The sequence below is a fragment of the Streptomyces sp. GbtcB6 genome (assembly GCF_019091475.1).
In the GTDB taxonomy this organism is placed as follows: Bacteria; Actinomycetota; Actinomycetes; order Streptomycetales; family Streptomycetaceae; genus Streptomyces; species Streptomyces hyaluromycini.
On record NZ_JAGXJL010000001.1, the window covers coordinates 308,260 to 332,991 of the forward strand.

Annotated in this window: 21 protein-coding genes; 7 read left to right on the top strand and 14 right to left on the bottom strand. The window is 72.0% G+C overall.

The genetic code is table 11. The features are described from left to right. Positions 1–50: 50 nt before the first annotated feature. The 3 genes from KVT45_RS01425 to KVT45_RS01435 form a co-directional block, all read right to left on the bottom strand. Positions 51–1,511, bottom strand: a complete 1,461-nt coding sequence (locus KVT45_RS01425; RefSeq protein ID WP_217544462.1) for a glutamate synthase subunit beta — start codon at positions 1,509–1,511, stop codon at positions 51–53. Continuing rightward, a complete protein-coding gene (gene gltB / locus KVT45_RS01430; RefSeq protein ID WP_254646131.1) occupies positions 1,504–6,042 on the bottom strand; it encodes a glutamate synthase large subunit in 4,539 nt (1,512 codons plus the stop codon). The genes KVT45_RS01425 and gltB overlap by 8 nt, the downstream gene beginning before the upstream one ends. A 431-nt stretch (positions 6,043–6,473) precedes the next feature. Further along, positions 6,474–7,205: a VIT1/CCC1 transporter family protein gene (locus tag KVT45_RS01435; protein WP_217544466.1), complete on the bottom strand. Its 732-nt coding sequence runs from the start codon at positions 7,203–7,205 to the stop codon at positions 6,474–6,476. A 298-nt stretch (positions 7,206–7,503) separates the two neighbouring features. Between KVT45_RS01435 and KVT45_RS01440 the strand changes: the two genes are divergently transcribed. Genes KVT45_RS01440 through KVT45_RS01470 form a run of 7 tightly spaced genes read left to right on the top strand, consistent with a single transcriptional unit; the run spans position 7,504 to position 15,513 of the window. Next, positions 7,504–8,670, top strand: a complete 1,167-nt coding sequence (locus KVT45_RS01440) for an ADP-ribosylglycohydrolase family protein (RefSeq protein ID WP_308310612.1) — start codon at positions 7,504–7,506, stop codon at positions 8,668–8,670. Continuing rightward, positions 8,601–9,785 carry an ADP-ribosylglycohydrolase family protein gene (locus tag KVT45_RS01445; protein ID WP_217544468.1) on the top strand — a complete coding sequence of 395 codons (1,185 nt, stop codon included), beginning with the start codon at positions 8,601–8,603 and terminating at the stop codon, positions 9,783–9,785. The genes KVT45_RS01440 and KVT45_RS01445 overlap by 70 nt, the downstream gene beginning before the upstream one ends. Positions 9,786–9,793: 8 nt before the next feature. After that, positions 9,794–10,969 carry an ADP-ribosylglycohydrolase family protein gene (locus KVT45_RS01450; protein ID WP_217544470.1) on the top strand — a complete coding sequence of 392 codons (1,176 nt, stop codon included), beginning with the start codon at positions 9,794–9,796 and terminating at the stop codon, positions 10,967–10,969. Further along, complete coding sequence (locus KVT45_RS01455; protein ID WP_217544472.1) at positions 10,957–12,492, top strand: ADP-ribosylglycohydrolase family protein; 1,536 nt, start codon at positions 10,957–10,959, stop codon at positions 12,490–12,492. Before KVT45_RS01450 ends, KVT45_RS01455 begins: the two co-directional genes overlap by 13 nt. Continuing rightward, positions 12,489–13,382, top strand: coding sequence for a ribokinase (gene rbsK, locus KVT45_RS01460; protein ID WP_217544474.1), 894 nt, complete (start codon positions 12,489–12,491; stop codon positions 13,380–13,382). The genes KVT45_RS01455 and rbsK overlap by 4 nt, the downstream gene beginning before the upstream one ends. Continuing rightward, positions 13,379–14,695, top strand: coding sequence for a CaiB/BaiF CoA-transferase family protein (locus KVT45_RS01465; protein ID WP_217544476.1), 1,317 nt, complete (start codon positions 13,379–13,381; stop codon positions 14,693–14,695). The genes rbsK and KVT45_RS01465 overlap by 4 nt, the downstream gene beginning before the upstream one ends. Then, entirely contained in the window at positions 14,692–15,513 is an 822-nt protein-coding gene (locus KVT45_RS01470; protein ID WP_217544478.1) for a CoA ester lyase, read from the top strand. Before KVT45_RS01465 ends, KVT45_RS01470 begins: the two co-directional genes overlap by 4 nt. Before the next feature lie 165 nt (positions 15,514–15,678). Here the strand turns inward: KVT45_RS01470 and lgt are convergent, their stop codons facing one another. From lgt to hisI, 11 genes are all read right to left on the bottom strand, one after another. After that, positions 15,679–16,689 (bottom strand): prolipoprotein diacylglyceryl transferase, encoded by a 1,011-nt coding sequence (gene lgt, locus KVT45_RS01475; RefSeq protein WP_217544480.1) that lies wholly within the window; start codon positions 16,687–16,689, stop codon positions 15,679–15,681. 92 nt (positions 16,690–16,781) lie between these two features. Beyond that, positions 16,782–17,558, bottom strand: a complete 777-nt coding sequence (locus KVT45_RS01480; protein ID WP_217544482.1) for a thioredoxin domain-containing protein — start codon at positions 17,556–17,558, stop codon at positions 16,782–16,784. A gap of 117 nt (positions 17,559–17,675) precedes the next feature. Beyond that, positions 17,676–18,494 carry a tryptophan synthase subunit alpha gene (gene trpA / locus KVT45_RS01485; protein WP_217544484.1) on the bottom strand — a complete coding sequence of 273 codons (819 nt, stop codon included), beginning with the start codon at positions 18,492–18,494 and terminating at the stop codon, positions 17,676–17,678. Then, positions 18,491–19,774: a tryptophan synthase subunit beta gene (gene trpB, locus KVT45_RS01490; protein ID WP_217544486.1), complete on the bottom strand. Its 1,284-nt coding sequence runs from the start codon at positions 19,772–19,774 to the stop codon at positions 18,491–18,493. The genes trpA and trpB overlap by 4 nt, the downstream gene beginning before the upstream one ends. Positions 19,775–19,843: 69 nt before the next feature. Then, positions 19,844–20,077 carry a tryptophan biosynthesis modulator TrpM gene (gene trpM / locus KVT45_RS58360; protein WP_368857548.1) on the bottom strand — a complete coding sequence of 78 codons (234 nt, stop codon included), beginning with the start codon at positions 20,075–20,077 and terminating at the stop codon, positions 19,844–19,846. A 21-nt stretch (positions 20,078–20,098) separates the two neighbouring features. Continuing rightward, positions 20,099–20,908, bottom strand: a complete 810-nt coding sequence (trpC, locus tag KVT45_RS01495; protein WP_089101040.1) for an indole-3-glycerol phosphate synthase TrpC — start codon at positions 20,906–20,908, stop codon at positions 20,099–20,101. 138 nt (positions 20,909–21,046) lie between these two features. Continuing rightward, complete coding sequence (locus KVT45_RS01500) at positions 21,047–21,496, bottom strand: DUF2752 domain-containing protein (RefSeq protein WP_217544488.1); 450 nt, start codon at positions 21,494–21,496, stop codon at positions 21,047–21,049. 79 nt (positions 21,497–21,575) lie between these two features. After that, positions 21,576–21,839, bottom strand: coding sequence for an HGxxPAAW family protein (locus KVT45_RS01505; RefSeq protein WP_217544490.1), 264 nt, complete (start codon positions 21,837–21,839; stop codon positions 21,576–21,578). A 255-nt stretch (positions 21,840–22,094) separates the two neighbouring features. Next, positions 22,095–22,739 (bottom strand): TIGR02234 family membrane protein, encoded by a 645-nt coding sequence (locus KVT45_RS01510; protein ID WP_217544492.1) that lies wholly within the window; start codon positions 22,737–22,739, stop codon positions 22,095–22,097. A 51-nt stretch (positions 22,740–22,790) separates the two neighbouring features. Further along, positions 22,791–24,269, bottom strand: a complete 1,479-nt coding sequence (locus tag KVT45_RS01515; RefSeq protein ID WP_217544494.1) for an anthranilate synthase component I — start codon at positions 24,267–24,269, stop codon at positions 22,791–22,793. An 11-nt stretch (positions 24,270–24,280) separates the two neighbouring features. Then, positions 24,281–24,721, bottom strand: coding sequence for a phosphoribosyl-AMP cyclohydrolase (gene hisI, locus KVT45_RS01520; RefSeq protein WP_217544863.1), 441 nt, complete (start codon positions 24,719–24,721; stop codon positions 24,281–24,283). Between the last annotated feature and the right edge of the window lie 11 nt (positions 24,722–24,732).

Sequence of the window (24,732 nt, forward strand, 5' to 3'; positions counted from 1 at the left end):
CCGTCAGTGTTCCGTACGCCGTTGTACGGGACGTTCTGTGGGGTGACGGGTCAGACCATCAGCGAGCGGTCCGTCGGGCGGATCGGGGCCGGGAGGTCGCTCGCTCCGGTGAGGAAGCGGTCGACGCCCTTGGCGGCCGAGCGGCCCTCGGCGATCGCCCAGACGATCAGGGACTGGCCGCGGCCGGCGTCACCGGCGACGAAGACACCGGGGACGTTGGTCTGGAAGTCGGCGTCGCGGGCGACGTTGCCGCGCTCGTCGAGGTCGAGACCGAACTGCTCGACCACGCCGTTGACCCGGTCGGTGCCGGTGAAGCCCATGGCGAGGGTGACCAGCTGGGCCGGGATCCTGCGCTCGGTGCCCGGCTTCGAGGTCAGCTTGCCGTCGACGAACTCCACCTCGGTGAGGTGCAGCCACTGGACGTTGCCGTCCTCGTCGCCCTCGAAGTGGGTGGTGGAGACGGAGTAGACCCGCTCGCCGCCCTCCTCGTGCGCCGAGGTGACCTTGTAGAGCATCGGGAAGGTCGGCCACGGCTGGTTCGGCGCGCGGTCCTCGCCCGGACGGGGCATGATCTCCAGCTGGGTGACGGAGGCCGCGCCCTGGCGGTGGGCGGTGCCCACGCAGTCCGCGCCGGTGTCGCCGCCGCCGATCACGACCACGTGCTTGCCCTCGGCCGAGACGGGGGACGTGACGTAGTCGCCCTCCTGCACCTTGTTGGCCAGGGGGAGGTACTCCATCGCCTGGTACACGCCCTTCAGCTCCCGCCCGGGGACGGGGAGGTCACGGGCGGTGGTGGCACCGGCGGCGATGACGACCGCGTCGTACCGCTTCTTCAGGTCGGTCGCCTTGAGGTCGATGCCGATCTCGATACCGGTACGGAAGCGGGTGCCCTCCGCGCGCATCTGCTCGATACGGCGGTTGATGTGCCGCTTCTCCATCTTGAACTCGGGGATGCCGTAGCGGAGCAGGCCGCCGATGCGGTCGGCGCGCTCGTAGACGGCGACGGTGTGGCCGGCCCGGGTCAGCTGCTGGGCGGCGGCCAGGCCCGCGGGGCCCGAGCCGATGACGGCGACGGTCTTGCCGGACAGGCGCTCGGGGGCTTGCGGGGCGACGGTCCCGGCCTCCCACGCCTGGTCGATGATGGAGACCTCGACGTTCTTGATGGTGACGGCCGGCTGGTTGATGCCGAGCACGCACGCCGACTCGCAGGGCGCCGGGCACAGGCGGCCCGTGAACTCCGGGAAGTTGTTCGTGGCGTGCAGGCGCTCCGACGCGGCCGGCCAGTCCTCGCGGTAGGCGAAGTCGTTCCACTCGGGGATCAGGTTCCCGAGCGGACAGCCGTTGTGGCAGAACGGGATGCCGCAGTCCATGCACCTGCTGGCCTGCTTGCTGATGATCGGCAGCAGCGAGCCCGGGACGTAGACCTCGTTCCAGTCCTTGACGCGGTCGGCGACGGGACGGGTCTTGGCGACCTCACGGCCGTGGTTCAGGAAGCCCTTCGGGTCAGCCATTGATCGCCGCCTCCATCATCTTCTCGTGGGTCTCGGTCTCGGAGAGACCCGCTCGCTCGGCGGCGTCCTTGGCGGCGAGCACTGCCTTGTACGTGCTGGGGATGATCTTGCTGAACCGCTGCACGGCCGTGTCCCAGTCGGCGAGCAGCTTCTCGGCGACCGTCGAGCCGGTGTCCTCGGCGTGGCGGCGCACCACTTCGTGCAGCCACTGCTTGTCCGCGTCGTCCAGGGCCTCGATCGCGTCCACGTTGCCGACGTTGACGTTGTCGCGGTTCAGGTCGATCACGTAGGCGACACCGCCCGACATGCCGGCCGCGAAGTTGCGGCCCGTCTCGCCGAGGACCACCGCGTGACCGCCGGTCATGTACTCGCAGCCGTGGTCGCCCACGCCCTCCGAGACCACCAGCGCACCGGAGTTACGGACGCAGAATCGTTCACCCGTACGACCGCGCAGGAACAGCTCGCCACCGGTCGCGCCGTACGCGATGGTGTTGCCCGCGATCGTCGAGAACTCGGCGAGGTGGTCGGCGGCCCGGTCGGGACGCACGATCACACGGCCGCCGGAGAGGCCCTTGCCGACGTAGTCGTTGGCGTCGCCCTCCAGGCGGAGCGTGACACCGCGCGGCAGGAAGGCGCCGAAGGACTGGCCGGCCGAGCCGGTGAAGGTGATGTCGATGGTGTCGTCGGGCAGGCCCGCGCCGCCGAACTTCTTCGTCACCTCGTGGCCGAGCATGGTGCCGACCGTGCGGTTGATGTTGCGCACCTTGATCTGGGCGCGCACCGGCTGGGCGTCGGTGGCGCTGGAGGCGGCCAGGGCGTCGGAGGCGAGCTTGATCAGCTCGTTGTCCAGGGCCTTCTCCAGGCCGTGGTCCTGCGCGATGGTCTGGTGCAGCGCCGCGCCCTCGGGCAGCTCGGGCACGTGGAAGAGCGGGGCCAGGTCCAGGCCCTGCGCCTTCCAGTGGTTGACGGCACGGGTGACGTCGAGCGTCCCGGCGTGGCCGACGGCCTCCTCGATGGAGCGGAAGCCCAGCTCGGCGAGGATCTCGCGGACCTCCTCGGCGATGAACCTGAAGAAGTTCACCACGTACTCGGCCTTGCCGGAGAAGCGGTCGCGCAGCACCGGGTTCTGGGTGGCGACGCCGACGGGGCAGGTGTCGAGGTGGCAGACGCGCATCATGATGCAGCCGGAGACGACGAGCGGCGCGGTCGCGAAACCGAACTCCTCGGCGCCGAGCAGCGCGGCGATGACGACGTCACGGCCGGTCTTCAGCTGGCCGTCGGTCTGCACGACGATGCGGTCGCGCAGGCCGTTGAGCAGCAGGGTCTGCTGGGTCTCGGCGAGGCCGAGCTCCCAGGGGCCGCCCGCGTGCTTCAGCGAGGTCAGCGGGGAGGCACCGGTACCGCCGTCGTGGCCGGAGATGAGCACCACGTCCGCGTGCGCCTTGGACACACCGGCCGCGACCGTGCCGACGCCGACCTCGGAGACCAGCTTGACGTGAATCCGCGCCTGCGGGTTCGCGTTCTTGAGGTCGTGGATCAGCTGGGCCAGGTCCTCGATGGAGTAGATGTCGTGGTGCGGCGGCGGCGAGATCAGGCCGACACCCGGGGTGGAGTGCCGGGTCTTGGCGACCCACGGGTAGACCTTGTGGCCGGGCAGCTGGCCGCCCTCGCCGGGCTTGGCGCCCTGGGCCATCTTGATCTGGATGTCGTCCGCGTTGACCAGGTACTCCGAGGTCACGCCGAAGCGGCCGGAGGCGACCTGCTTGATGGCGCTGCGCCGCGCCGGGTCGTACAGGCGGTCCGGGTCCTCGCCGCCCTCACCGGTGTTGGACTTGCCGCCCAGCTGGTTCATGGCGATGGCGAGGGTCTCGTGGGCCTCGCGCGAGATGGAGCCGTAGGACATGGCACCGGTCGAGAACCGCTTGACGATCTCGGAGACCGGCTCGACCTCGTCGACGGAGATGGCTTCCCGGTCGCTCTTGAAGCCGAAGAGGCCGCGCAGCGTCATCAGCCGCTCGGACTGCTCGTTCACGCGGTCCGTGTACTTCTTGAAGATGTCGTAGCGGTTCGCGCGGGTCGAGTGCTGGAGGCGGAAGACCGTCTCCGGGTCGAACAGGTGCGGCTCGCCCTCGCGGCGCCACTGGTACTCGCCGCCTATGTCGAGGGCGCGGTGCGCAGGGGCGATGCCGGAGGCCGGGTACGCCTTGGCGTGGCGGGCGGCGACCTCCTTGGCGATGACGTCGATGCCGACGCCGCCGATCTTGGAGGCGGTGCCGTTGAAGTACTTGTCGACGAAGCCCGCTTCGAGACCGACGGCCTCGAAGACCTGGGCGCCGCGGTAGGAGGCGACCGTCGAGATGCCCATCTTGGACATGACCTTCAGGACGCCCTTGCCGAGGGCGTAGATCAGGTTGCGGATGGCCTGCTCGGACTCCATGCCCGGCAGGAAGGTGCCCGCGCGGGTCAGGTCCTCGACCGACTCCATGGCCAGGTACGGGTTGACGGCGGCGGCGCCGAAGCCGATCAGCAGGGCGACGTGGTGGACCTCGCGGACGTCACCGGCCTCGACCAGCAGACCCACCTGGGTGCGCTGCTTGGTGCGGATGAGGTGGTGGTGGACGGCCGCGGTGAGCAGCAGCGAGGGGATCGGCGCGTGCTCGGCGTCCGAGTGCCGGTCCGAGAGGACGATCAGCCGGGCGCCGTTCTCGATGGCCGCGTCGGCCTCGGCGCAGATCTCCTCGATCCGCGCGGCGAGGGTGTCGCCGCCGCCGGAGACCCGGTACAGGCCGGACAGGGTCGCGGCCTTGAAGCCGGGCATGTCGCCGTCGGCGTTGATGTGGATGAGCTTGGCCAGCTCGTCGTTGTCGATCACCGGGAAGGGCAGCACGACCGAGCGGCAGGACGCGGCGTTCGGGTCGAGCAGGTTGCCCGCGGGGCCGAGGGACGAGCGCAGACTCGTCACCAGCTCTTCCCGGATCGCGTCCAGCGGCGGGTTGGTGACCTGCGCGAACAGCTGGGTGAAGTAGTCGAAGAGCAGGCGCGGGCGCTCGCTCAGCGCGGCGATCGGCGAGTCGGTGCCCATGGAGCCGATCGGCTCGGCGCCGGCCTTGGCCATCGGCGCGAGGATGACGCGCAGCTCTTCCTCGGTGTAGCCGAAGGTCTGCTGGCGGCGGGTGACCGAGGCGTGGGTGTGCACGATGTGCTCGCGCTCGGGCAGGTCGGAGAGCTCGATCTCCCCGGCCTCCAGCCACTCGGCGTAGGGCTGCGCGGCGGCGAGGCCGGCCTTGATCTCGTCGTCCTCGATGATGCGGTGCTCGACGGTGTCGACGAGGAACATCTTGCCGGGCTGCAGGCGGCCCTTGCGGACGACCCTGGCGGGGTCGATGTCGAGGACGCCGACCTCGGAGCCGAGGACGACCAGGCCCTCGTCGGTGACCCAGTAGCGACCGGGACGCAGACCGTTGCGGTCGAGAACGGCGCCGACCTGGGAGCCGTCGGTGAAGGTGACGCAGGCGGGGCCGTCCCAGGGCTCCATCATCGTGGAGTGGAAGCCGTAGAAGGCGCGGCGGGCCGGGTCCATGGAGTCGTGGTTCTCCCACGCCTCCGGGATCATCATCAGCACGGAGTGCGGCAGCGAACGCCCGCCCAGGTGCAGGAGCTCCAGCACCTCGTCGAAGGAGGCCGAGTCGGAGGCGTCGGGCGTACAGATCGGGAAGACCCGGTCCAGCTTGTCCTGCGGGCCGAACAGGTCGGAGACCAGCTGGGACTCGCGGGCGACCATCCAGTTCCGGTTGCCCTTGACGGTGTTGATCTCACCGTTGTGGGCGACGAAGCGGTAGGGGTGGGCGAGCGGCCACGACGGGAAGGTGTTCGTGGAGAACCGGGAGTGCACGAGCGCGATCGCGGACGCGAAGCGGCGGTCGGACAGGTCCGGGAAGAAGGGCTCCAGCTGGCCCGTGGTCAGCATGCCCTTGTAGACGATGGTCCGCGCGGACAGCGACGGGAAGTAGACGTCGGCCTCGCGCTCGGCGCGCTTGCGCAGCACGAAGGCCTTGCGGTCCAGCGCGATGCCCTCGCTGGCGCCGTCGGTGACGAAAACCTGCCGGAAGACCGGCATGGTGGAGCGGGCGGTGGCGCCGAGCAGCCCCGGTGCGACCGGAACCTCGCGCCAGCCGAGGACGGTGAGGCCCTCCTCGTCCGCGATCGTCTCGATCTGCGAGACGGCGTTCTCGGTGCCGTCCTCCGGGAGGAAGGCGATACCCACGGCGTACGAACCGGCCGCCGGCAGCTCGAATCCGGACACCTCGCGGAAGAAGGCGTCGGGCACCTGGGAGAGCAGGCCCGCGCCGTCACCGGAGTCGGGCTCGGAGCCGGTCGCGCCGCGGTGCTCAAGGTTGCGCAGAACCGTGAGCGCCTGCTCGACCAGCGCATGGCTCGCCTCGCCGGTGAGGGTGGCCACGAAGCCGACGCCACAGGCGTCGCGTTCGTTGCGGGGGTCGTACATACCCTGCGCAGCAGGGCGAGCATCCATGAACGACCAGTTTCGGCCGTTCGTGGAGTGCTGGGACGGCTGGCGCGGCGTACGCATCGGCTCTCCCGTCGTCGTCAGTGGCGTATAGCAGGTGCCGAGGGACGACGCTGGCCCTCTGCGTTTTTGTTGCGAAATTTCACGCAGGTTACATGATGGAGCGGTTCTCGGGAACTGGATACACCGTTCCAACATGCGGACGCCGCAGGGGTTTACGGCGACGTACCGCTCAAAGCGGTGAAGGTGGTGGGGGACCGATCCGGACAGATCCGTGTCCATCGGTCCGCAGGGGCGGGGGTGAGCGTCGCGCCACCCCACAGGTGCATGGCAGGCCTCATTGCCTGCGGCGCTTACGGCTCATGCCCAGTGGTTAAGCATTCGAAACCAGCGAGTAACGGGTACTTATGCGGCCCAACGCATAGCTACCAGTCGCACTATCCTACGACCGTCCCGAACAGGGTGCCCAGGGCGTACGTCACACCGGCCGCCGCGCCACCCAGCGCGAGCTGCCGCAGACCGCTGAACCACCAGCTCCGCGCGGTCACCCTGGCCACCACGGCACCGCACCCGAACAGTCCGGCGAGCGCCAGCAGCAGGGCGGGCCAGAGCGCGGTCGCGCCGAGCAGGAACGGCAGCACGGGCAGCAGCGCGCCCAGCGCGAACGACCCGAAGGACGAGACGGCGGCGACCAGCGGCGAGGGCAGGTCACCGGGGTCGATCCCGAGCTCCTCGCGGGCGTGTATCTCCAACGCCTGCTCGGGGTCGGCGGACAGCTGCCGGGCGACCTCCCGGGCCAGCTCCGGCTCGACGCCCCTCGCCTCGTACAGCGCGGCCAGCTCGGCCTCCTCGTCCTGCGGGTGCCTGCGCAGCTCGCCGCGCTCCACGTCCAGCTCGGCCTCGACGAGCTCGCGCTGCGAGGCGACGGAGGTGTACTCGCCGGCGGCCATCGAGAAGGCGCCGGCGGCCAGGCCCGCGAGTCCGGTGATGACGATGGTCTGATGACCGACGGCCCCGCCCGCCACACCGGTCATCAGGGCGAGGTTGGAGACCAGCCCGTCCATGGCACCGAAGACGGCGGGCCGCAGCCATCCGCCGTTGACGTCCCGGTGGGTGTGGTTGTCGCGGTGGGCTTCGTGCAGGGTCGCCTGGGTCTCGATCACGGCCATGAGGGGTCCCCCAAAAGGTCTCTCAGCGCGCCCCGGATAAGCTGAGGCAAAGCTAACTTTGGACAAGTTCTATCTTTTGACAACGCTGACACTACGCCGGGGCATTCCGCGCCGCCAGCAAGGAAAGGCTGGGCTAACCTGCGGTTTTATCCCTCCCCGCTCACACGCGCGAGGTACTGCACAGATGTCGACCGGGTGATGTGGAGGCCCGTCAGGCTGCGGTCAACCGCCGTTGGTGGGACACATCCGCAAACGGTTCCGCGTCCCCGCGCGAAACCCCTCCCGGAGAGGCCCGCCCATGTCCTCGATCACCTGCACCCCACCGGTCCCCGCTCCCGGGGAGCCCGCCCCCGAACTGCGCGACCGGGCTCGGGGCGCGCTGCTGGGCCTGGCCGTGGGCGACGCGCTCGGGGCGCCGGCGGAGAACATGAAGCCCTCCGAGATCCGCGCCCGCTGGGGCCGCATCACGGGATACGTGACCGACCGCCCCGCCGGTACGGACGACACCGAGTACGCGATCTTCTCCGGCCTCCTCCTCGCCCGGCACGGCTCGGCCCTCACCCCGGCCCATGCCGAGGCGGCCTGGCACGAGTGGATCGCCGACCGCGCCGAGGGCCCCTTCAAGGGCGCGGGCTTCAGCGAACGCGGCACCCTGGAGAACCTCCGGCGGGGCCTGGCCGCCCCCATCTCCGCCCAGCACCGGCACGCCTGGAGCGACGGCCTGGCCATGCGGGCGGCCCCCTTCGGCGTCTTCGCGGCGGGCCGCCCCGCCGAGGCGGCCCGGCTCGTCGCCGTCGACGGCTCGGTGAGCCACGAGGGCGAGGGCATCTACGGCGGCCAGGCGGTGGCGGCGGGGGTCGCGGCGGCGATGGCGGGAGCCCCGCCCACGGCGGTGGTCGCGGCGGCGCTCGCGGTGATCCCGGACGACTCCTGGACCGCCCGCTCCCTGCGCCGCGCGGTGTCGGTGGCCCACCGCGGCGAACGGGCGGTGCGCTCCGCGGTGGTCATCGGCGGCTACCCGTGGACCGACCTGGCCCCGGAGGCGGTGGCCCTGGCCTTCGGCGCGTACGCGGCGGCGGACGGCGACTTCCGGGACGCGGTGCTGACAGCCGTGAACATGGGGCGCGACGCGGACACGACGGCCGCGGTGGCCGGCGCGCTGGCGGGCGCGACGATGGGAGAGACGTCGATCCCGCCGGAGTGGGCAGCGGCGATCGGCCCGGCGCGCGGCAGCTGCCTGCCGTCGATGGCGGGGCAGCATGTGCTGGAGGTGGCGGAACTCCTGACGGGTTCGGCTTCGCCACAGACCGAGCCACAACCCTGCGCACCAGCCTCTCTGCCCACCGAGCCACAACCCTCCGCACCAGCCTCTCTGCCCACCGAGTCGGGTGGTGGGTGGGCGAGGTCCCGGGGGTCCAGGGGGCGGAGCCCCCTGGGGGCCGGCTGCAGCGAGGGGCTCCGGTGAACCGGCGGCACATCGAGGGGCTTCTCCTCGGCCTCGCCGCGGGCGACGCCGCCGGCTGGCCTTCCGCGCGGCACCGCGCATCCCGCATGCCGGAATGGACCCGCCGCCTCACCCGCGAACTCGACACCTTCGCCGAACAGAACGCGACCACCACCCTCCCCGTCCCCATCGCCCTCAACCAACCCCCCGAGCCCCTCCGCCTCGGCCCCTCCGACGACGCCGAGTGGGCGGCCTTCGCCGCTGAAGCCGTCCTGCGCGCCGGCGACGACACCGCCCTCGGCGACCTCAGCCGTGAGCTCCGCACCCGTGCCGCCATCGACCTCACCTGGACCGCGGTCGCCTCCGAGGTCGCCGCCGCGGCCGAACGCGCCCCAGAGGTCGAGTCGGCCGTACTCCCCCTGCGTGCCCGCATCTCCGTCCGCGCCGGTCTCGGCAACCTCGCCGCCGGCCTGCGCCCGCCCGCCACCGGCCACGACAACCCGCACTACTTCGACGACGCCGCCTGCGTCCGCGCCTGCGCGCTCGCCGTCGCCCACCCCGGCGACCCCCAACGCGCCGCCGACCTCGCCGAGTTCGACGCCCGCTACACCCAGGACGGCGACGGCGTGCACGGCGCCCGTGCCATGGCCGCGGCCCTCGCGCTCGCCCTCGTCGGCGCCGAGGTCGAGACCTGCGTGGCCGCAGCCCTCACCGAACTCCCCGAGTCCACCGAGATCGGCCGCAACGCCCGCCACGCCCTGACCCTCACCGGCGCCACGGACACGGCATTCGCCCTCGTCCCCCTCCTCGAACACCAAATCGTCGACCACGTCTACAGCTACGGCATCGCCGCCGCCGAAACCGTCCCGGTCGCCCTCGCCCTCGCCACCGCCGCGCGCGGCCGGATCGCCGAGGCCGTACCCGCCGCCGCCTGCCTCTCCCGGGTCGCCGACTCGGCCCCCGCCCTCGCCGGCGCCCTCACCGGCGCCCTCGGCGGCGCCGATTCGATCCCGCCGTCCTGGCGGGACGCCTGCCGCACCCTCTCCGGCTGCGCCCTCCCCCGCCTCACCGGCACGGACCTCGTGGAACTCGCCGAACTCCTGGAAGCCACACAACCGGCCCGTCCAGGTGGATGATTCGGTGCATGACGCCCAAAGGAGAAGAAAGCGCCGGAGCTTCGCTCGACGACCGGATCACCGGAGCACTGGTCGGGGCCGCGGTCGGTGACGCCCTCGGCGGTCCGGTCGAGGGCTACTCCCCCGACCAGATCCTCGAACGCCACGGCGGCCGCGTCCACGGCATCGTCGGCCCCTGGAACGGCGACGACTGGCGCACCGCCCGCCCCATCGCGCCGTACCACAAGGGCGACGGGCACGTCACCGACGACACCTTGATGACCCATGCGCTGGTCCGGGTGTACGGCCGGGTCCGCGACCATCTCGACGCGTACGCGATCGCCGACCACCTGGTCCCCGACCTGATGACCAACCCCCGCTGGATCCCGGAACTGGAGACGGAGACCATCCCCCTCCACCGGATCTTCCTCGCGGAGAAGTGGCTGGCGACCCGCCTCCACTACGGCCATACCGACCCCCGGGAAGCCGGCGTCGGCAACATCGTCAACTGCGGTGCGGCGATGTACATGGCCCCGGTCGGCCTGGTCAACGCGGCACACCCGCGGGCCGCGTACGCCGAGGCGCTGGACATCACGGGCGCCCACCAGTCGTCGTACGGCAGGGAGGCGGCGGGCGTCTTCGCGGCGGCGGTGGCGGCGGCAGCGGCGCCCGGCGCGACACCGGACTCGGTCGTCACGGCCTGTCTGTCCCTGGCGAAGGACGGCACCCGCGAGGCGATCGAACACGTCTGTGAAACGGCGGCACAGCACTCCGACTTCGAGTCCGCGCTCGTCCCGCTCCGCGCCGCCGTCGCCCCCTACGACACGGTCGGCCCGGACTACCGCGCCCCCTCCCTCGGCGCCCGCCGCCCCTCCCGCCTCCACGCCATCGAGGAACTCCCCGTCGCCCTGGGCATGTTGCTGGTGGCCGACGGCGACTACCGCCAGGCCGTGCTCGGTTCCGTCAACTACGGCCGGGACTGCGACTCCATCGCGACGATGGCGGGCGCGATCGCCGGCGCGCTGGGCTCGCCGGTTCCGGAGGACTGGTCGAAGCGGGTCGCGGAGGCCAGCCGCCTCGACCTCTGGGAACCGCCCCGCACGCTGGCCGCCGTGACCCGCGAGATCTTCACCCTCGACAGGGAACGCCGCCGCGCCCACGAGGAGTCCTTCGCCCGCCTCGGAGGCCCGAGTTGCTCCGTCTGACCTGGGTCCAGCCGGAGGATCTGCTGGGCCATGAGCTGCGCCAGGCCCGGCAGGACGGCCGGGAGCCCTCGGCCGTCGAGGCGAGGTGGCGGGCGGCGGGGGGCACGGACGCACCGAGCCGGGCCGGTGCGTCGGAGCGGCGGGCCTCGCGCTATCTCCGCCAGCTGGCGGAGGACCTGCTCGACGAACTCGCGGACCTGCCGAGCAGATTGAACGAGCCGACGGATCTGGACGACATCAAGGCGCTGTGTCCGCAGTGGCCGTCGTACAGCTGCGGCCCGGTGGGGGCTGATCGCGCCCACGCGGCGGAGCCGCAGATGTCTCAGCCCCGCGCCCCTGAAGGGGCGCTGTCCAGCCGCCCCCTTTCAGCTCCACAGCTGCGGGCAGGCGTGCCGCAGGGCGGCACGGGTGGGCGCAGCGGCACCCGGCCAGCGCCGGCAAGCGTCCCCACCCCGCCCCAGCCCCCACCCGCCCGCGCCTATCACGCCGCCTGGCTCGGCAGAGCCGTCGGCTGTCTTCTCGGCAAGCCCGTAGAGAAGCTCCCCCTGCACGCCATCCGCGAACTCGCCCGCGCCACCGGCAACTGGCCTCTGAACCAGTACTTCACCGCCCACGGCGTCCCGGCCGAACTCCTCTCCGCCCACCCCTGGAACCGCCGCTCGGCCCTCACCTCCCTCGCCGAGAACATCGACGGCATGCCCGAGGACGACGACCTCAACTACCCCCTCCTCAACCTCCTCCTGCTCCAACGCCACAGCAAGGACTTCACCACCACCGACGTCGCCGCGCTCTGGCTCGACGAACTCCCCGCCGGCTGTACCTTCACCGCCGAACGCATCGCCTACCGCAACCTCCTCACCGGCATCGAGCCCCCGCACACCGCCCGCCACCGCAACCCCTTCCGGGAGTGGATCGGCGCCCTCATCCGCGCCGACGTGCACGGCTGGACCAACCCCGGCGACCCGGCCGCCGCGGCCGAACAGGCCCACCGCGACGCCACCCTCACCCACACGGCCAACGGCGTCTACGCGGCGATGTTCACGGCGGCCGTCATCGCCACCGCCGCCACCGGCACCCACGACGTCCACGCCTGTCTGCGCACCGGCCGCACGGTGATCCCGCCCCGCTCCCGGCTGGCCCACGCCGTCGACCACGCGATCCGGCTCGCCGAAGAACACGACGACTTCGACACCGTCGTGGACGAACTCCACGCCGCCCACTCCCCCACCCACCACTGGGTGCACGCCATCCCCAACACCGCTCTGATCGCCGCCGCCCTCACCCACGCCGACGGCGACTTCACCGGCTCCGTCTGCCGCGCGGTGAGCGGCGGTTGGGACACCGACTCGAACGGGGCGACCGCCGGCTCCGTCGCCGGTCTGCTCGCGGGCGACCCCGACGCGCTCCCCGACCGCTGGACGACCCCGCTCAAGAACCGACTCGCCACCTCCGTCGCCGGCTTCGACAGCACCGGCTTCGACACCCTCGCCCACCTCACCCACCTGGAGGCGACCCGCTCATGACCCACATCGCCGTACTCGGCAGCATGAACATGGACCTCGTCGCGTACGCCGAGAAGGCCCCGCAGCTCGGCGAGACCGTGACGGGACGGGCGTTCCGCACGATCCCCGGCGGCAAGGGAGCCAACCAGGCGATCGCCGCCGCCCGCGCCGGCGCCACCGTCTCGATGATCGGCGCGGTCGGCCACGACGTCTACGGCGCCCGGATGCGCGAGACCCTCGAACACTCCGGCGTGGACACGGACTCGCTGCGCACGATCGAGGGCCCCTCCGGCACCGCGCACATCGTCGTGGACGACGAGGGCGGCAACGCGATCGTGGTGGTCCCCGGCGCGAACGGCACCGTCGACCACCTGGCGCCCGGCGACGAGGGCGTCATCGCCTCCGCCGACACGCTCCTGCTCCAGCTGGAGATCCCCCTCGCCGCGGTGGTGGCCGGTGCGCAGGCCGCCCGCCGCCACGGCGTCCGGACCATCCTCACTCCGTCCCCCGCCCACCCGCTCCCGTTCGAACTCCTCCACAACATCGACCTGCTGGTGCCCAACGAGCGGGAGGCGGCCACCCTCACCGACCGCGGTGACCCGCGCGACGCGGCGGCCGCGCTCCTCGACCGGGTACCGCAGGTCGTGGTCACGCTCGGCGCGGCCGGCAGCCTCTACCTCACCCGCGACGCCGTCCCCCTCGTCATCCCCGCACCCCGGGTGACCGCCGTCGACTCGACGGGCGCGGGCGACACCTTCGTCGGCGCCCTCGCGGTGGCCCTGGCCGAGGAGAAGCCGATCCGCGAGGCCCTGTCCTGGGCGGCCGCCGCGGCGGCGATCTCCGTACAACGGGAGGGGGCGACGGAGTCGATGCCGTACCGCCCGGAGATCGAGGCCCAGTACACCGCATGAGTACGACACCCACGACACCCACGACACCCACGACACCCACGACACCCACGACAGCCACGACAGCCACGACAGCCACGACAGCCACGACAGCCACGAGTACGGCGGTGCACCCCGAGTCCCCGCCCCCTCCGCCGCCCCTCACCGGTCTGCGCGTCCTCGATCTCGCCACCCTCTTCGCCGGCCCGCTCGCCGCCACCCTGCTCGGTGACTTCGGCGCCGAGGTCATCAAGGTCGAGCACCCCGCCAAACCCGACCCCTCCCGGGGCCACGGCCCGGCCAAACAGGGCGTCGGCCTGTGGTGGAAGCTGCTCGGCCGCAACAAGCGCACCCTCACCCTCGACCTGTCCAAGCCCGGCGGCCGAGCCACCCTGCTCCGGCTCGCCGCCACCGCCGACGTGATCATCGAGAACTTCCGCCCCGGCACCCTGGAGAAGTGGGACCTGGGGTGGGAGGAGCTGTCCGCCGCCAACCCCCGGCTGGTCCTGACCCGGGTCACCGCCTTCGGCCAGTTCGGCCCCTACGCCCACCGCCCCGGCTTCGGCACCCTCGCCGAGGCGATGAGCGGCTTCGCGGCGATCACCGGCGAGCCGGACGCCCCGCCGACCCTGCCCCCGTTCGGGCTCGCCGACTCCATCGCGGCGCTGGCGACCGCGTACGCCGTCATGACCGCGCTCGCGGCCCGGGACCGCACCGGCGAGGGCCAGGTCGTCGACATGGCGATCATCGAGCCGATCCTGGCCGTCCTCGGCCCCCAGCCCACCTGGTACGACCAGCTCGGCTACGTCCAGGCACGCACCGGCAACCGGTCCGCCAACAACGCCCCGCGCAACACCTACCGCACGGCGGACGGGAGCTGGGTCGCGGTGTCCACCTCGGCCCAGTCGATCGCGGAACGCGTGCTGCGGCTGGTCGGGCGCCCGGAGCTGATCGACGAGCCGTGGTTCGCGACCGGTGCCGGCCGGGCCGCGCACGCCGACGTCCTCGACGCGGCCGTCGGCGGCTGGGTCGCCACCCGCTCCCGTGCCGAGGTGCTGGCCGAGTTCGAGAAGGCGGAGGCGGCGGTCGCGCCGATCCAGGACGTACGGGACGTCATGGAGGACCCCCAGTACCAGGCCCTCAACACGATCACCACCGTCCCCGACCCCGAACTGGGCCCGCTGCGCATGCAGAACGTCCTCTTCCGGCTCTCGGCCACCCCCGGCGCGATCCGCTGGACCGGCCGCCCGCACGGCGCCGACACGGACGAGGTCCTGACCGAGCTGGGCCTGACCCCGGCCCAGGTACGGGCCCTGCGCGCGGAGGGCGCCGTATGACCACCGTGCCCTTCCCCCTGACCTGGCTGTACGTCCCCGGCGACCGGCCGCACGTCGTCGCCAAGGCGCTGGCCTCCGGAACCGACGTGGTGGTGATCGACCTGGAGGACGCGGTCGCCCCCGACCGCAAGGACTACGCCCGCGCGGCCACCGCCGACCTCCTCACCCACCACCAGCCGGTCCCGGTCCACGTCCGGATCAACGGCCTGGACACGCCCTGGGCACAGGCCGACGTCCAGGCCCTGCTCGGCCTCCCCGGCCTCGACGGGCTGCGCCTCCCGAAAGTGACGAGCCCCGAAGACATCCGCCACCTGGCCACCCGGACCGCCGTCCTCCCTCTCTACGCCCTGCTCGAATCGGCCCTCGGCATCGAACACGCCTACGCCATCGCCGGCGCCCACCCCGCCCTGCGGGGCATCTCCCTGGGCGAGGCGGACCTACGGGCCGACCTGGGGGTACGGGACGACATCGGCCTCGACTGGTCCCGGTCCCGGATCGTCGTCGCCGCGCGGGCCGCGGGTCTCGCCCCACCGCCCCAGTCGGTCCACCCCGACACCCGCGACCTCAACGGCCTCGCCGCCTCCTGCGCGCACGGCCGCGCCCTGGGCTTCCTGGGCCGCGCCGCGATCCACCCCCGCCAGCTCCCGATCATCGAACGGGCCTACCTCCCCACGGAGGCCGAACTGGAACAGGCGGAGACGGTCATCAAGGCGGCCACCACGGAACAGGGCGCCCAGGCCCTCCCCGACGGCAGCTTCATCGACGCAGCGGTGGTAGCAGCGGCCCGCAGAACCCTCTCCCTGGTGAACCGCCGCTGACCCCTTCCGCAGGCGACCCCCTTCGCCGGCATTTTCTTCCGCCGCAACGGCGAGACCCACAACGGCGTTGTCCGGCGGTGCCGGACTCGGCGCGACCCGTCGGTCCGCACACGAAGAGGGCGCCCGGTTCGATCCCGGGCGCCCTCTTCGTCGTACGGCAGCAGGTCAGCTCTTCTTGGTCCCCGACCCGGCCTCGTCCTTGACCTCGTCCTTGGCCTCGTCGTCGGCGTCATCCTCGGCCTTGGACTCGGCTTCGGCTTCGGCCTCGTCGCCGGAGGCCTCGGTGCCCTTCGCCTCAACGGCCTCACCGGCACCGCCGGCCTCGGTGTCACCGCCGGCCTCGACGGCATCGTCGGAGGCGCCCGGCTCGACCACCGTCTCCCGGCCCGGCCGCTTCTTCGCCGAGAGCACCATGTACAGCACCGCGAGCAGGAACACGATCATCGCGGTCCAGTCGTTGAGGCGCAGGCCGAGGATGTGGTGGGCGTCGTCGACGCGCATGTACTCGATCCAGCCGCGGCCCACGCAGTACGCGGCGACGTACAGGGCGAAGGCGCGGCCGTGTCCGAGCTTGAAGCGGCGGTCGGCCCAGATGACCAGGAAGCCGACGCCGATGCACCACAGCGACTCGTAGAGGAAGGTCGGGTGGTAGTAGCCCGGGATCCGGCCGCCCTCGGAGGAGGTGATGTGCAGGGCCCACGGAACGTGGGTCTCGCGGCCGTAGAGCTCCTGGTTGAACCAGTTGCCCCAGCGGCCGATCGCCTGGGCGAAGGCGATGCCGGGGGCGATGGCGTCGGCGTAGGCGGGCAGTGGGATGCCCCGGCGCCGGCAGCCGATCCACGCACCCACCGCACCGAGCGCGATCGCGCCCCAGATGCCGAGGCCGCCCTGCCAGACCTTGAACGCGTCGACCCAGTCGCGGCCCGAGCTGAAGTACAGCTCGTAGTCCGTGATCACGTGGTAGAGGCGCCCGCCGACGAGGCCGAACGGTACGGCCCAGACCGCGATGTCGGCCACGGTGCCGGCCCGCCCGCCCCGGGCGATCCAGCGCTTGTTGCCGAGCCAGACGGCTACGAAGACACCGATGATGATGCAGAACGCGTAGCCGCGCAGCGGGATGGGTCCGAGGTGGATCACTCCGCGCGACGGGCTGGGAATGTAGGCAAGTTCTTCCATGGCAGGGTCGACGCTACCGTGCCGGACCGGGCCGACGGCAACCAGCCCGGCTACGGCTCCATAACGGGGACGTGAGAAACGCTTACCCCCGCTTACTGCTTGTTCGCGTCCTCGACCAGCTGCTTCAGCTTGGCCGGGGTCATGGTCTGGTCCTCGTAGATGTTCTTGCCGCCGAGCAGGACGGTCGGGGTGCCGTTGAACTTGCCCGCCTGGAAGGCCTGGTTGGATTTCACGACCCAGGAGTTGTGCGTGCCGTTCTTGACGCACTTCTGGAACGCCGGCGTGTTCAGCCCTTCGACCTTGCCGGCCAGCTCGATCAGCTTGTCGTTGCCGGCGAACGCGTCGTCGGTCTCCTTCGGCTGGTTCTCGTACAGCACGTCGTGGAAGTCGCGGAACTTCCCGGCGTCCTGGGCGCAGGCCGCCGCGTTGGCCGCGTTCCGGGAGCCGCTGCCGCCGAGGTTGCCGTCGATCAGCGTGACCAGGTGGTACTCGATTCTGAGCTTGCCGGCGTCGACCAGCTCGTGGAGCGTCGGGCGGTACGCCGTCTCGAAGGCCTGGCAGGCCGGGCAGCGGAAGTCCTCCCAGACGGTGAGCGTCGCCTTGGCGTCGTCCTTGCCGACCGGGATCGCGAGGCTGTCCTTGCCCTGCGCGCCGGAGGGCGCCACGACCGGGCCCGAGCTCTCGCTGCTCTTGTCCTTGCCCGCGTTCGCGGCGACCACGCCGATCACAGCCGCCAGGCCCAGGACGCAGACGACGCTCGCGCCCACGATCAGCGCGCGCCGCCGCTTGTCCGCGGCCCGCTGCTTCTCGCGCTCGGCCGCCAGCCGCTCACGGGCCATCCGCTTTCCGTCACGATTCTTCTCGCTCACACCCCCAGAACGAACCGGGGAGGCGCACCGCGCCTCCCCGGTCCCAGGTCCACCCGTTCGAGTGACCGAATGTTCTGTTGTGTCCGGCGGTACCCCGGTAGGTCTACGCCTGCGGGTCTACGCCTGTCCGCGCACGCCCTTCGCCAGGTCCCCGGCGAGCTCGCGGACGGCCGCGACGCCGGCCGCGTGGTCCGGCGCGTCCAGCATCCGCTTCACGAAGGCCGAACCGACGATCACGCCGTCGGCGAAGCCGGCGACCTCGGCGGCCTGGGCCGCGTCGGAGACGCCTAGGCCGACGCAGACGGGCAGGCCGGTGCCGGTGGCCCTGGTGCGCTCCACCAGGTCCTGGGCCTGCGTCCCGACCGATTCACGCGTACCGGTGACGCCCATCAGCGAGGCCGCGTAGACGAAGCCGCTGCCCGCCGCGGTGATCTTCGCGAGCCGCTCGTCCTTGCTGCTCGGCGCCACCACGAAGACCGTCGCGAGACCGTGCTTCTCGGCGTGCTCCCTCCACAGGGCCGACTCCTGCACCGGCAGGTCGGGCAGGATGCAGCCCGCGCCGCCCGCCTCGGCGAGCTCCGCGGTGAAGCGCTCGACGCCGTAGCGGTCGATGGGGTTCCAGTACGTCATGACGAGGATCGGCCTGCCGGTGGCCTCGTAGGCCTCCTTGACCGTGCGCATGACGTCCGCGATCCGCACGCCGCCGCGCAGGGCGATGTCGTCGGCGGTCTGGATGACCGGGCCGTCGAGGACCGGGTCGCTGTGCGGCAGTCCGACCTCGACGACGTCCGCGCCGCCGTCGAGCACGGCCTTGATCGCCTCGATGCCGCCGTCCACGGTCGGGAACCCGGCCGGGAGGTAGGCGATCAGGGCGCTACGGCCCTCGGCCTTGGCACCGGCGAGGGTGCCGGACAGCAGCTGAATGTTCCCGCTCACTTGGCGTCCCCCTCGATCTCGGCGGTGGCGGCGGCGTCGGCGGCCACCTCGGCGTCGGTGTCGTACAGGCCGAAGTAGCGCGCGGCGGTGTCCATGTCCTTGTCGCCGCGGCCGGACAGGTTGACGACGATCAGCCCGTCCTTGCCGAGCTCCCTGCCGACCTCAAGGGCACCCGCGAGGGCGTGGGCGCTCTCGATGGCCGGGATGATGCCCTCGGTGCGGGAGAGCAGGCGCAGGGCCTGCATGGCCGCGTCGTCGGTGACCGCGCGGTACTCGCCGCGGCCGGAGTCCTTGAGGTAGGAGTGCTCGGGGCCGATGCCGGGGTAGTCCAGACCGGCCGAGATCGAGTACGGCTCGGTGATCTGGCCCTCGTCGTCCTGGAGGACGTACGACCGGGAGCCGTGCAGGATGCCGGGCTCGCCGGCGGTGAGGGTGGCCGCGTGCTCGCCGGTCTCGATGCCGTGCCCCGCGGGCTCGCAGCCGATGAGGCGGACGCCCTCGTCGGGGATGAAGGCGTGGAAGAGGCCGATGGCGTTGGAGCCGCCGCCGACGCAGGCGATCGCGGCGTCGGGGAGCCGGCCGGCCCGCTCCAGGATCTGGCGGCGGGCCTCGACGCCGATCACTCGGTGGAAGTCGCGGACCATCGCCGGGAAGGGGTGCGGGCCGGCGACCGTACCGAACAGGTAGTGGGTGTGGTCGACGTTGGCCACCCAGTCGCGGAACGCCTCGTTGATGGCGTCCTTGAGCGTGCGGCTGCCGGACTTCACGGCGATGACCTCGGCGCCGAGGATGCGCATCCGGGCCACGTTGAGGGCCTGGCGCTGGGTGTCGATCTCGCCCATGTAGATGGTGCAGTCGAGGCCGAACAGCGCGCAGGCGGTGGCCGTCGCCACGCCGTGCTGGCCGGCGCCGGTCTCCGCGATCACGCGGGTCTTGCCCATGCGCTTGGTGAGCAGGGCCTGGCCGAGCACGTTGTTGATCTTGTGCGAGCCGGTGTGGTTCAGGTCCTCGCGCTTGAGGAAGATCCGGGCGCCGCCCGCGTGCTCCGCGAAACGGGGCACCTCGGTGAGGGAGCTGGGGCGGCCGGTGTAGTTGACCATCAGGTCGTCGAGTTCGCGGGCGAACTCGGGGTCGTGCTTGGCCTTGTCGTACTCGACGGCGACCTCGTCCACGGCGGCGACGAGGGCCTCCGGGATGAACTTGCCGCCGAAGGCGCCGAAGTAGCCCTCGGCGCTGGGCACCTGACCGGTCGGGTCAGGGAAGAAGAAATCGCTGGGCATGCGAAAACCTCACGGTGAGTGTGTGGAAAAGACACTGTTCGCCGTGGGGGCGGGGCTCGTCGTACGACCTCAGGCCGTGTGTGGCCGGTCGCTCTCGCGCGACGGAGTCGCACAGTCAGATACAGCCCCGCGCCCCTGGGGGGCGCGCTGCCATCGACGTCCGTTCACCTGTCCCGGTTCGTCACCGATGACGTACCGCACCCGGCGGCCGTGGACACGCCTCGCCGGGGCTCGGCAGCCCCTCGGGCGGCAGCCGCGCGCGAGGCGGGCGTACCGGTCCACGGTCGTCACGGTGGGAGTCATCGGGATCAGCCTACCGGGTGATCAGGGCCTGCCGTGCCGGAGTGCGGGGTGTTCGCCCGCCGCCACCAGGTCGGCCACCGCCGACTTGGGGTCGCGGCCCGTCACCAGGGACTCGCCGACCAGGACCGCGTCGGCGCCCGCGTTGGCGTACGCGATCAGGTCGTGCGGGCCGCGGACGCCGGACTCGGCGACCTTGACGATGTGGTCGGGGATCTCGGGGGCGACCCGCTCGAAGGTGGAGCGGTCGACCTCCAGGGTCTTCAGGTTGCGCGCGTTGACACCGATCACCTTGGCGCCCGCGTCCACCGCGCGCTCGGCCTCGTCCTCGTCATGGACCTCGACGAGCGGGGTGAGGCCGATCGACTCGGCGCGCTCGATCAGCGACTCCAGGGCCGGCTGGTCGAGGGCGGCGACGATCAGCAGCGCGAGGTCGGCACCGTACGCACGGGCCTCCCACAGCTGGTACGACGTGACGATGAAGTCCTTGCGCAGCACCGGGATGTCCACCCGGGCCCGGACCGCCTCCAGGTCGGCCAGCGAGCCGCCGAAGCGGCGCTGCTCGGTCAGGACCGAGATGACGGCCGCGCCACCCGCCTCGTAGTCCGCGGCGAGCCCGGCCGGGTCGGCGATCGCGGCCAGCGCGCCCTTGGACGGGCTGGAGCGCTTGACCTCACAGATGACCTTGACGCCCTCACCGCGCAGCGCGGCCACGCCGTCCTTGGCGGCCCGTGCCTGCGCCGCGCGCTCCTTGAGCTCGTCGAGGCTGACGCGCGCCTGCCGCTCCGCGAGGTCGGCACGGACTCCGTCGATGATCTCGTCGAGCACACTCACGCGAGCGGTCCCCTTCCGGTTCCGGACGGTTCTTCCAGTCGGGTCAAAACCCATGGTCATATCGATGGTATCCGCAGGACGGCGCAGGCCTCGCATCCGGTTGACGCCGGTCCCACTACCTGGACGTTCACCAGTTGATCAAGGATGCAACCAGCCGCCGAAGGGCAGGTTCCGGACAACGGTGAAGACCAGCAGCAACGCGCCGAGGCTCCACATCCCCACCGGCCTGAGCTCGATCCGGGCAGGTCGGCCGCGTGCCGCGCGCACCACCCAGACGGTCCACACCACGGCGAAGGCCAGATAGGCGATCACGCCCGCGGCGTTGTCCCGCAGCGCGGCCAGAAGGTCGCCGTGGACGAACGCGTGTGCGCTGCGCAGGCCCCCGCAGCCGGGGCAGTACAGGCCGGTGAGCCGGTAGAGCGGGCAGACCGGGTAGTGGCCGGGCTGGTTGGGGTCGACGGTGCCGACGTAGGCGAAGGCCCCGACGACGGCGCCCAGCACGGAGACGGGCACGGCCAGCCGGCCCCGGAGGGAGGCCGTCACCGGTGGTACGGCTGCGCTGTGGCTGTCGGCGTTCACGCCTCGCATTGTGCCCCGTACGGTCGGCACACGCGCGCGAGGGGCGCCCCGGACCTGGTCCGGGGCGCCCCTCGAAAAGCGCGGGCGGTCAGCTCTCGGCGCCGACCGGCTCCCGGGTCGCGACCGGGGCGGCGCTGTGGGACGTCACCAGGGGGGCCTGCTTCGGCATCCCGAGGCCCATGGCACGCATGATGCCGCCCACCACACCACCGAGGACCACGATCGCCATACCGGCCCAGAAACCCACCGGCTGCGCCATCACCATGAAGGCGCCCGCGACGCAGAAACCGATGAAGGCGATGGTGACGCCGGTCCAGGCGGCCGGGGTGTGACCGTGGCTGTTGCCCGCCATGACTTGCTCCTCGTTGCTCGTACGTGTCCTTCCGGACGCTCACTCCCGATTGTCCCGCACGCCCCCGGGTGCGTGGGGCGGGGGGTGGCCCATCACACGCGTCTGATACGCCACATCACTATTGATCGCCCCAAATTCAGCGCCCCGAAGTTCAGCGCCCCGAAAGGGGCGCGGGGAACTGCGCGCGCAACCACGACGGTGCCGCACACGCCCACCGCGCCCGACCACCCCCTCTTCGGCGCCCCCAGCGAAGCGTCACGCGCCGGTGGGATCCTCACCCCGGTCCAGCGCCTTCCAGATGTCCTCGGGCCGGTCCGGATCCACCGGCTTCGGCGCGCGGCGCGGCCGCTCCGCCCCCGTGCCGCGTTCGTAGCGGCCGGACATGGCGGGCCACAGCCGGCCGTAGCGCAGCGCCAGCAGCCCGGCGACCAGGATGAGCACGCCGCCGGCCGCGGCGACGTACGGCCAGCCGGTATGGCTGAGGGCGTCGACCGTGGCGGACGTGTCGCCGCTGGCCTCGGCGGCCTTCTCGTCGAGCGCGGAGCCGTCGGAGGCGCCGAGCAGGGCCGCGGCGGCGATGCCGGCGCCGGAGAGCGCGAGCAGCCCGGAGACCAGGAAGCGGCCGGCCCTGCGGACGGCGAAGACGGCGACGAGCGCGGCGAGGCCCACTATGGCGAGGGCCGCGGGGACGCCCGTGACGTCGCTGCCCCTGGCGGTCAGCGGGAAGTCGCCACCGGCCACCGTCGCGGTGCCCTCCGCCCAGCGCTGTCGGCTGGACAGCAGGGCAACGGCCGCGCCGAGCGCGCCGAACAGCAGCGCGACGGCGAGGCTGCGGCGGCCGGACCCGGTGGGTTCGCCGGCTTCGGAACGGGGGTGAGGAACAGCAGTCACGTACTCCACTATCGCTTGAACCCCGGGCGAACGGTCACCCGGGGTCGGGTGAGAAGCGCCCTACTTGCCCAGCCTGTTGGCCGTGTGCACCGCCCGCAGGACCGCCGCCGCCTTGTTCCGGCACTCCTGGTCCTCGGCGACCGGGTTGGAGTCGGCGACGATGCCGGCGCCCGCCTGGACGTACGCCGTGCCGTCGCGGAGCAGGGCGGTGCGGATGGCGATGGCCGTGTCGGAGTCGCCGGCGAAGTCGAGGTAGCCGACGCAGCCGCCGTACAGCCCCCGCCTCGACGGTTCCAGTTCGTCGATGATCTGCATCGCCCGGGGCTTGGGGGCGCCGGAGAGGGTGCCGGCCGGGAAGCAGGCGGTGAGGACGTCGAAGGCGGTGCGGCCCTCGGCGACCTTTCCGGTGACCGTCGAGACGATGTGCATGACGTGCGAGTACCGCTCGACGGACATGAAGTCGACGACCTCGACGGAGCCGGGTTCGCAGACCCGCCCCAGGTCGTTGCGCCCGAGGTCGACGAGCATGAGGTGCTCGGCGCGCTCCTTGGGGTCGGCCATCAGCTCGTCGGCGAGGGCCTGGTCCTCCTGCGGGGTGGCCCCCCGCGGCCGGGTGCCGGCGATGGGGTGCACCATGGCCTGCCCGTCCTCGACCTTGACCAGGGCCTCCGGGGACGAGCCGACGACGTCGAAGCCCTCGAAGCGGAACAGGTACATGTACGGGGACGGGTTGGTGGCCCTGAGGACCCGGTACACGTCCAGCGCGCTCGCCGTGCAGGGGGTCTCGAACCGCTGGGAGGGGACGACCTGGAAGGCCTCGCCCGCGCGGATGCGCTCCTTGATGTCCTCGACGGCCACCTGGAAGTCGGGGCCGCCCCACAGGGCGGTGTACTCGGGGAGCTCGGAGGGCGGCAGGACGGCGGGCGGCTGGGCGACCGGGCGGGAGAGGTCCGCCTCCATCGCGTCCAGACGGGCCACGGCGTCCGCGTGGGCCTCGTCGACGCCCGTGTCGAGGTCGTTGTGGTTGATCGCGTTGGCGATCAGCAGGACCGAGCCCTCCCAGTGGTCCATGACGGCGAGGTCGCTGGTGAGGAGCATGGTCAGCTCGGGCAGCTGCAGGTCGTCGTGCTCCCCCGGGCCGATCTTCTCCAGGCGGCGCACGATGTCGTAGCCGAGGTAGCCGACCATGCCGCCGGTGAAGGGGGGCAGGTCCTGGTCGTGCGGGGTGTGCAGGGCCTCGATGGTGGCCCGCAGGGCGGCCAGCGGGTCGCCGTCGACGGGCACGCCGACGGGCGGGGTGCCGAGCCAGTGGGCCTGGCCGTCGCGGGCGGTGAGGGTGGCGGCGGAGCGGACGCCCACGAACGAGTACCGGGACCAGGAGCGGCCGTTCTCGGCGGACTCCAGCAGGAAGGTGCCGGGGCGCTCGGCGGCGAGTTTGCGGTAGAGCGCGACCGGGGTGTCGCCGTCGGCGAGGAGCTTGCGGGTGACCGGGATGACACGCCGGTCGGTCGCGAGCTTGCGGAAGGTCTCGAGGTCCATGGCGGCAGACCTTACTGACCGGAGGCCGGGACGCCGGAATCGGCGCCTTCATGACCGTGCTCGGCGTCCTTCAGCAGCACGTCGGCGTCGAAGCAGGTGCGGTCGCCGGTGTGGCAGGCGGCGCCCACCTGGTCGACCTTGACCAGCAGGGTGTCGGCGTCGCAGTCCAGGGCGACCGACTTCACCCACTGGAAGTGGCCCGAGGTGTCGCCCTTGACCCAGTACTCCTGGCGGCTGCGCGACCAGTAGGTGCAGCGGCCGGTGGTGAGGGTCCGGTGCAGTGCCTCGTCGTCCATCCAGCCGAGCATCAGCACCTCGCCGGTGTCGTACTGCTGGGCGATGGCGGGGAGGAGTCCGTCGGCGCTGCGCTTGAGGCGGGCGGCGATCTCCGGGGCGAGGCCACTGGACGGGGGCGTATCCGTCGTACCGGTCGTACTGGTCATGGGTGCCATTGTGCCGCGCG

Excerpts from the sequence above, each read along its gene's own strand:
- KVT45_RS01425 (WP_217544462.1), bottom strand. The coding sequence starts at position 1,511 with ATGGCTGACCCGAAGGGCTTCCTGAACCACGGCCGTGAGGTCGCCAAG.
- gltB (WP_254646131.1), bottom strand. The coding sequence starts at position 6,042 with ATGGATGCTCGCCCTGCTGCGCAGGGTATGTACGACCCCCGCAACGAA.
- KVT45_RS01435 (WP_217544466.1), bottom strand. The coding sequence starts at position 7,205 with ATGGCCGTGATCGAGACCCAGGCGACCCTGCACGAAGCCCACCGCGAC.
- KVT45_RS01440 (WP_308310612.1), top strand. The coding sequence starts at position 7,504 with ATGTCCTCGATCACCTGCACCCCACCGGTCCCCGCTCCCGGGGAGCCC.
- KVT45_RS01450 (WP_217544470.1), top strand. The coding sequence starts at position 9,794 with ATGACGCCCAAAGGAGAAGAAAGCGCCGGAGCTTCGCTCGACGACCGG.
- rbsK (WP_217544474.1), top strand. The coding sequence starts at position 12,489 with ATGACCCACATCGCCGTACTCGGCAGCATGAACATGGACCTCGTCGCG.
- KVT45_RS01465 (WP_217544476.1), top strand. The coding sequence starts at position 13,379 with ATGAGTACGACACCCACGACACCCACGACACCCACGACACCCACGACA.
- KVT45_RS01470 (WP_217544478.1), top strand. The coding sequence starts at position 14,692 with ATGACCACCGTGCCCTTCCCCCTGACCTGGCTGTACGTCCCCGGCGAC.
- lgt (WP_217544480.1), bottom strand. The coding sequence starts at position 16,689 with ATGGAAGAACTTGCCTACATTCCCAGCCCGTCGCGCGGAGTGATCCAC.
- trpB (WP_217544486.1), bottom strand. The coding sequence starts at position 19,774 with ATGCCCAGCGATTTCTTCTTCCCTGACCCGACCGGTCAGGTGCCCAGC.
- trpM (WP_368857548.1), bottom strand. The coding sequence starts at position 20,077 with ATGACTCCCACCGTGACGACCGTGGACCGGTACGCCCGCCTCGCGCGC.
- KVT45_RS01500 (WP_217544488.1), bottom strand. The coding sequence starts at position 21,496 with ATGCGAGGCGTGAACGCCGACAGCCACAGCGCAGCCGTACCACCGGTG.
- KVT45_RS01505 (WP_217544490.1), bottom strand. The coding sequence starts at position 21,839 with ATGGCGGGCAACAGCCACGGTCACACCCCGGCCGCCTGGACCGGCGTC.
- KVT45_RS01515 (WP_217544494.1), bottom strand. The coding sequence starts at position 24,269 with ATGGACCTCGAGACCTTCCGCAAGCTCGCGACCGACCGGCGTGTCATC.
- hisI (WP_217544863.1), bottom strand. The coding sequence starts at position 24,721 with ATGGCACCCATGACCAGTACGACCGGTACGACGGATACGCCCCCGTCC.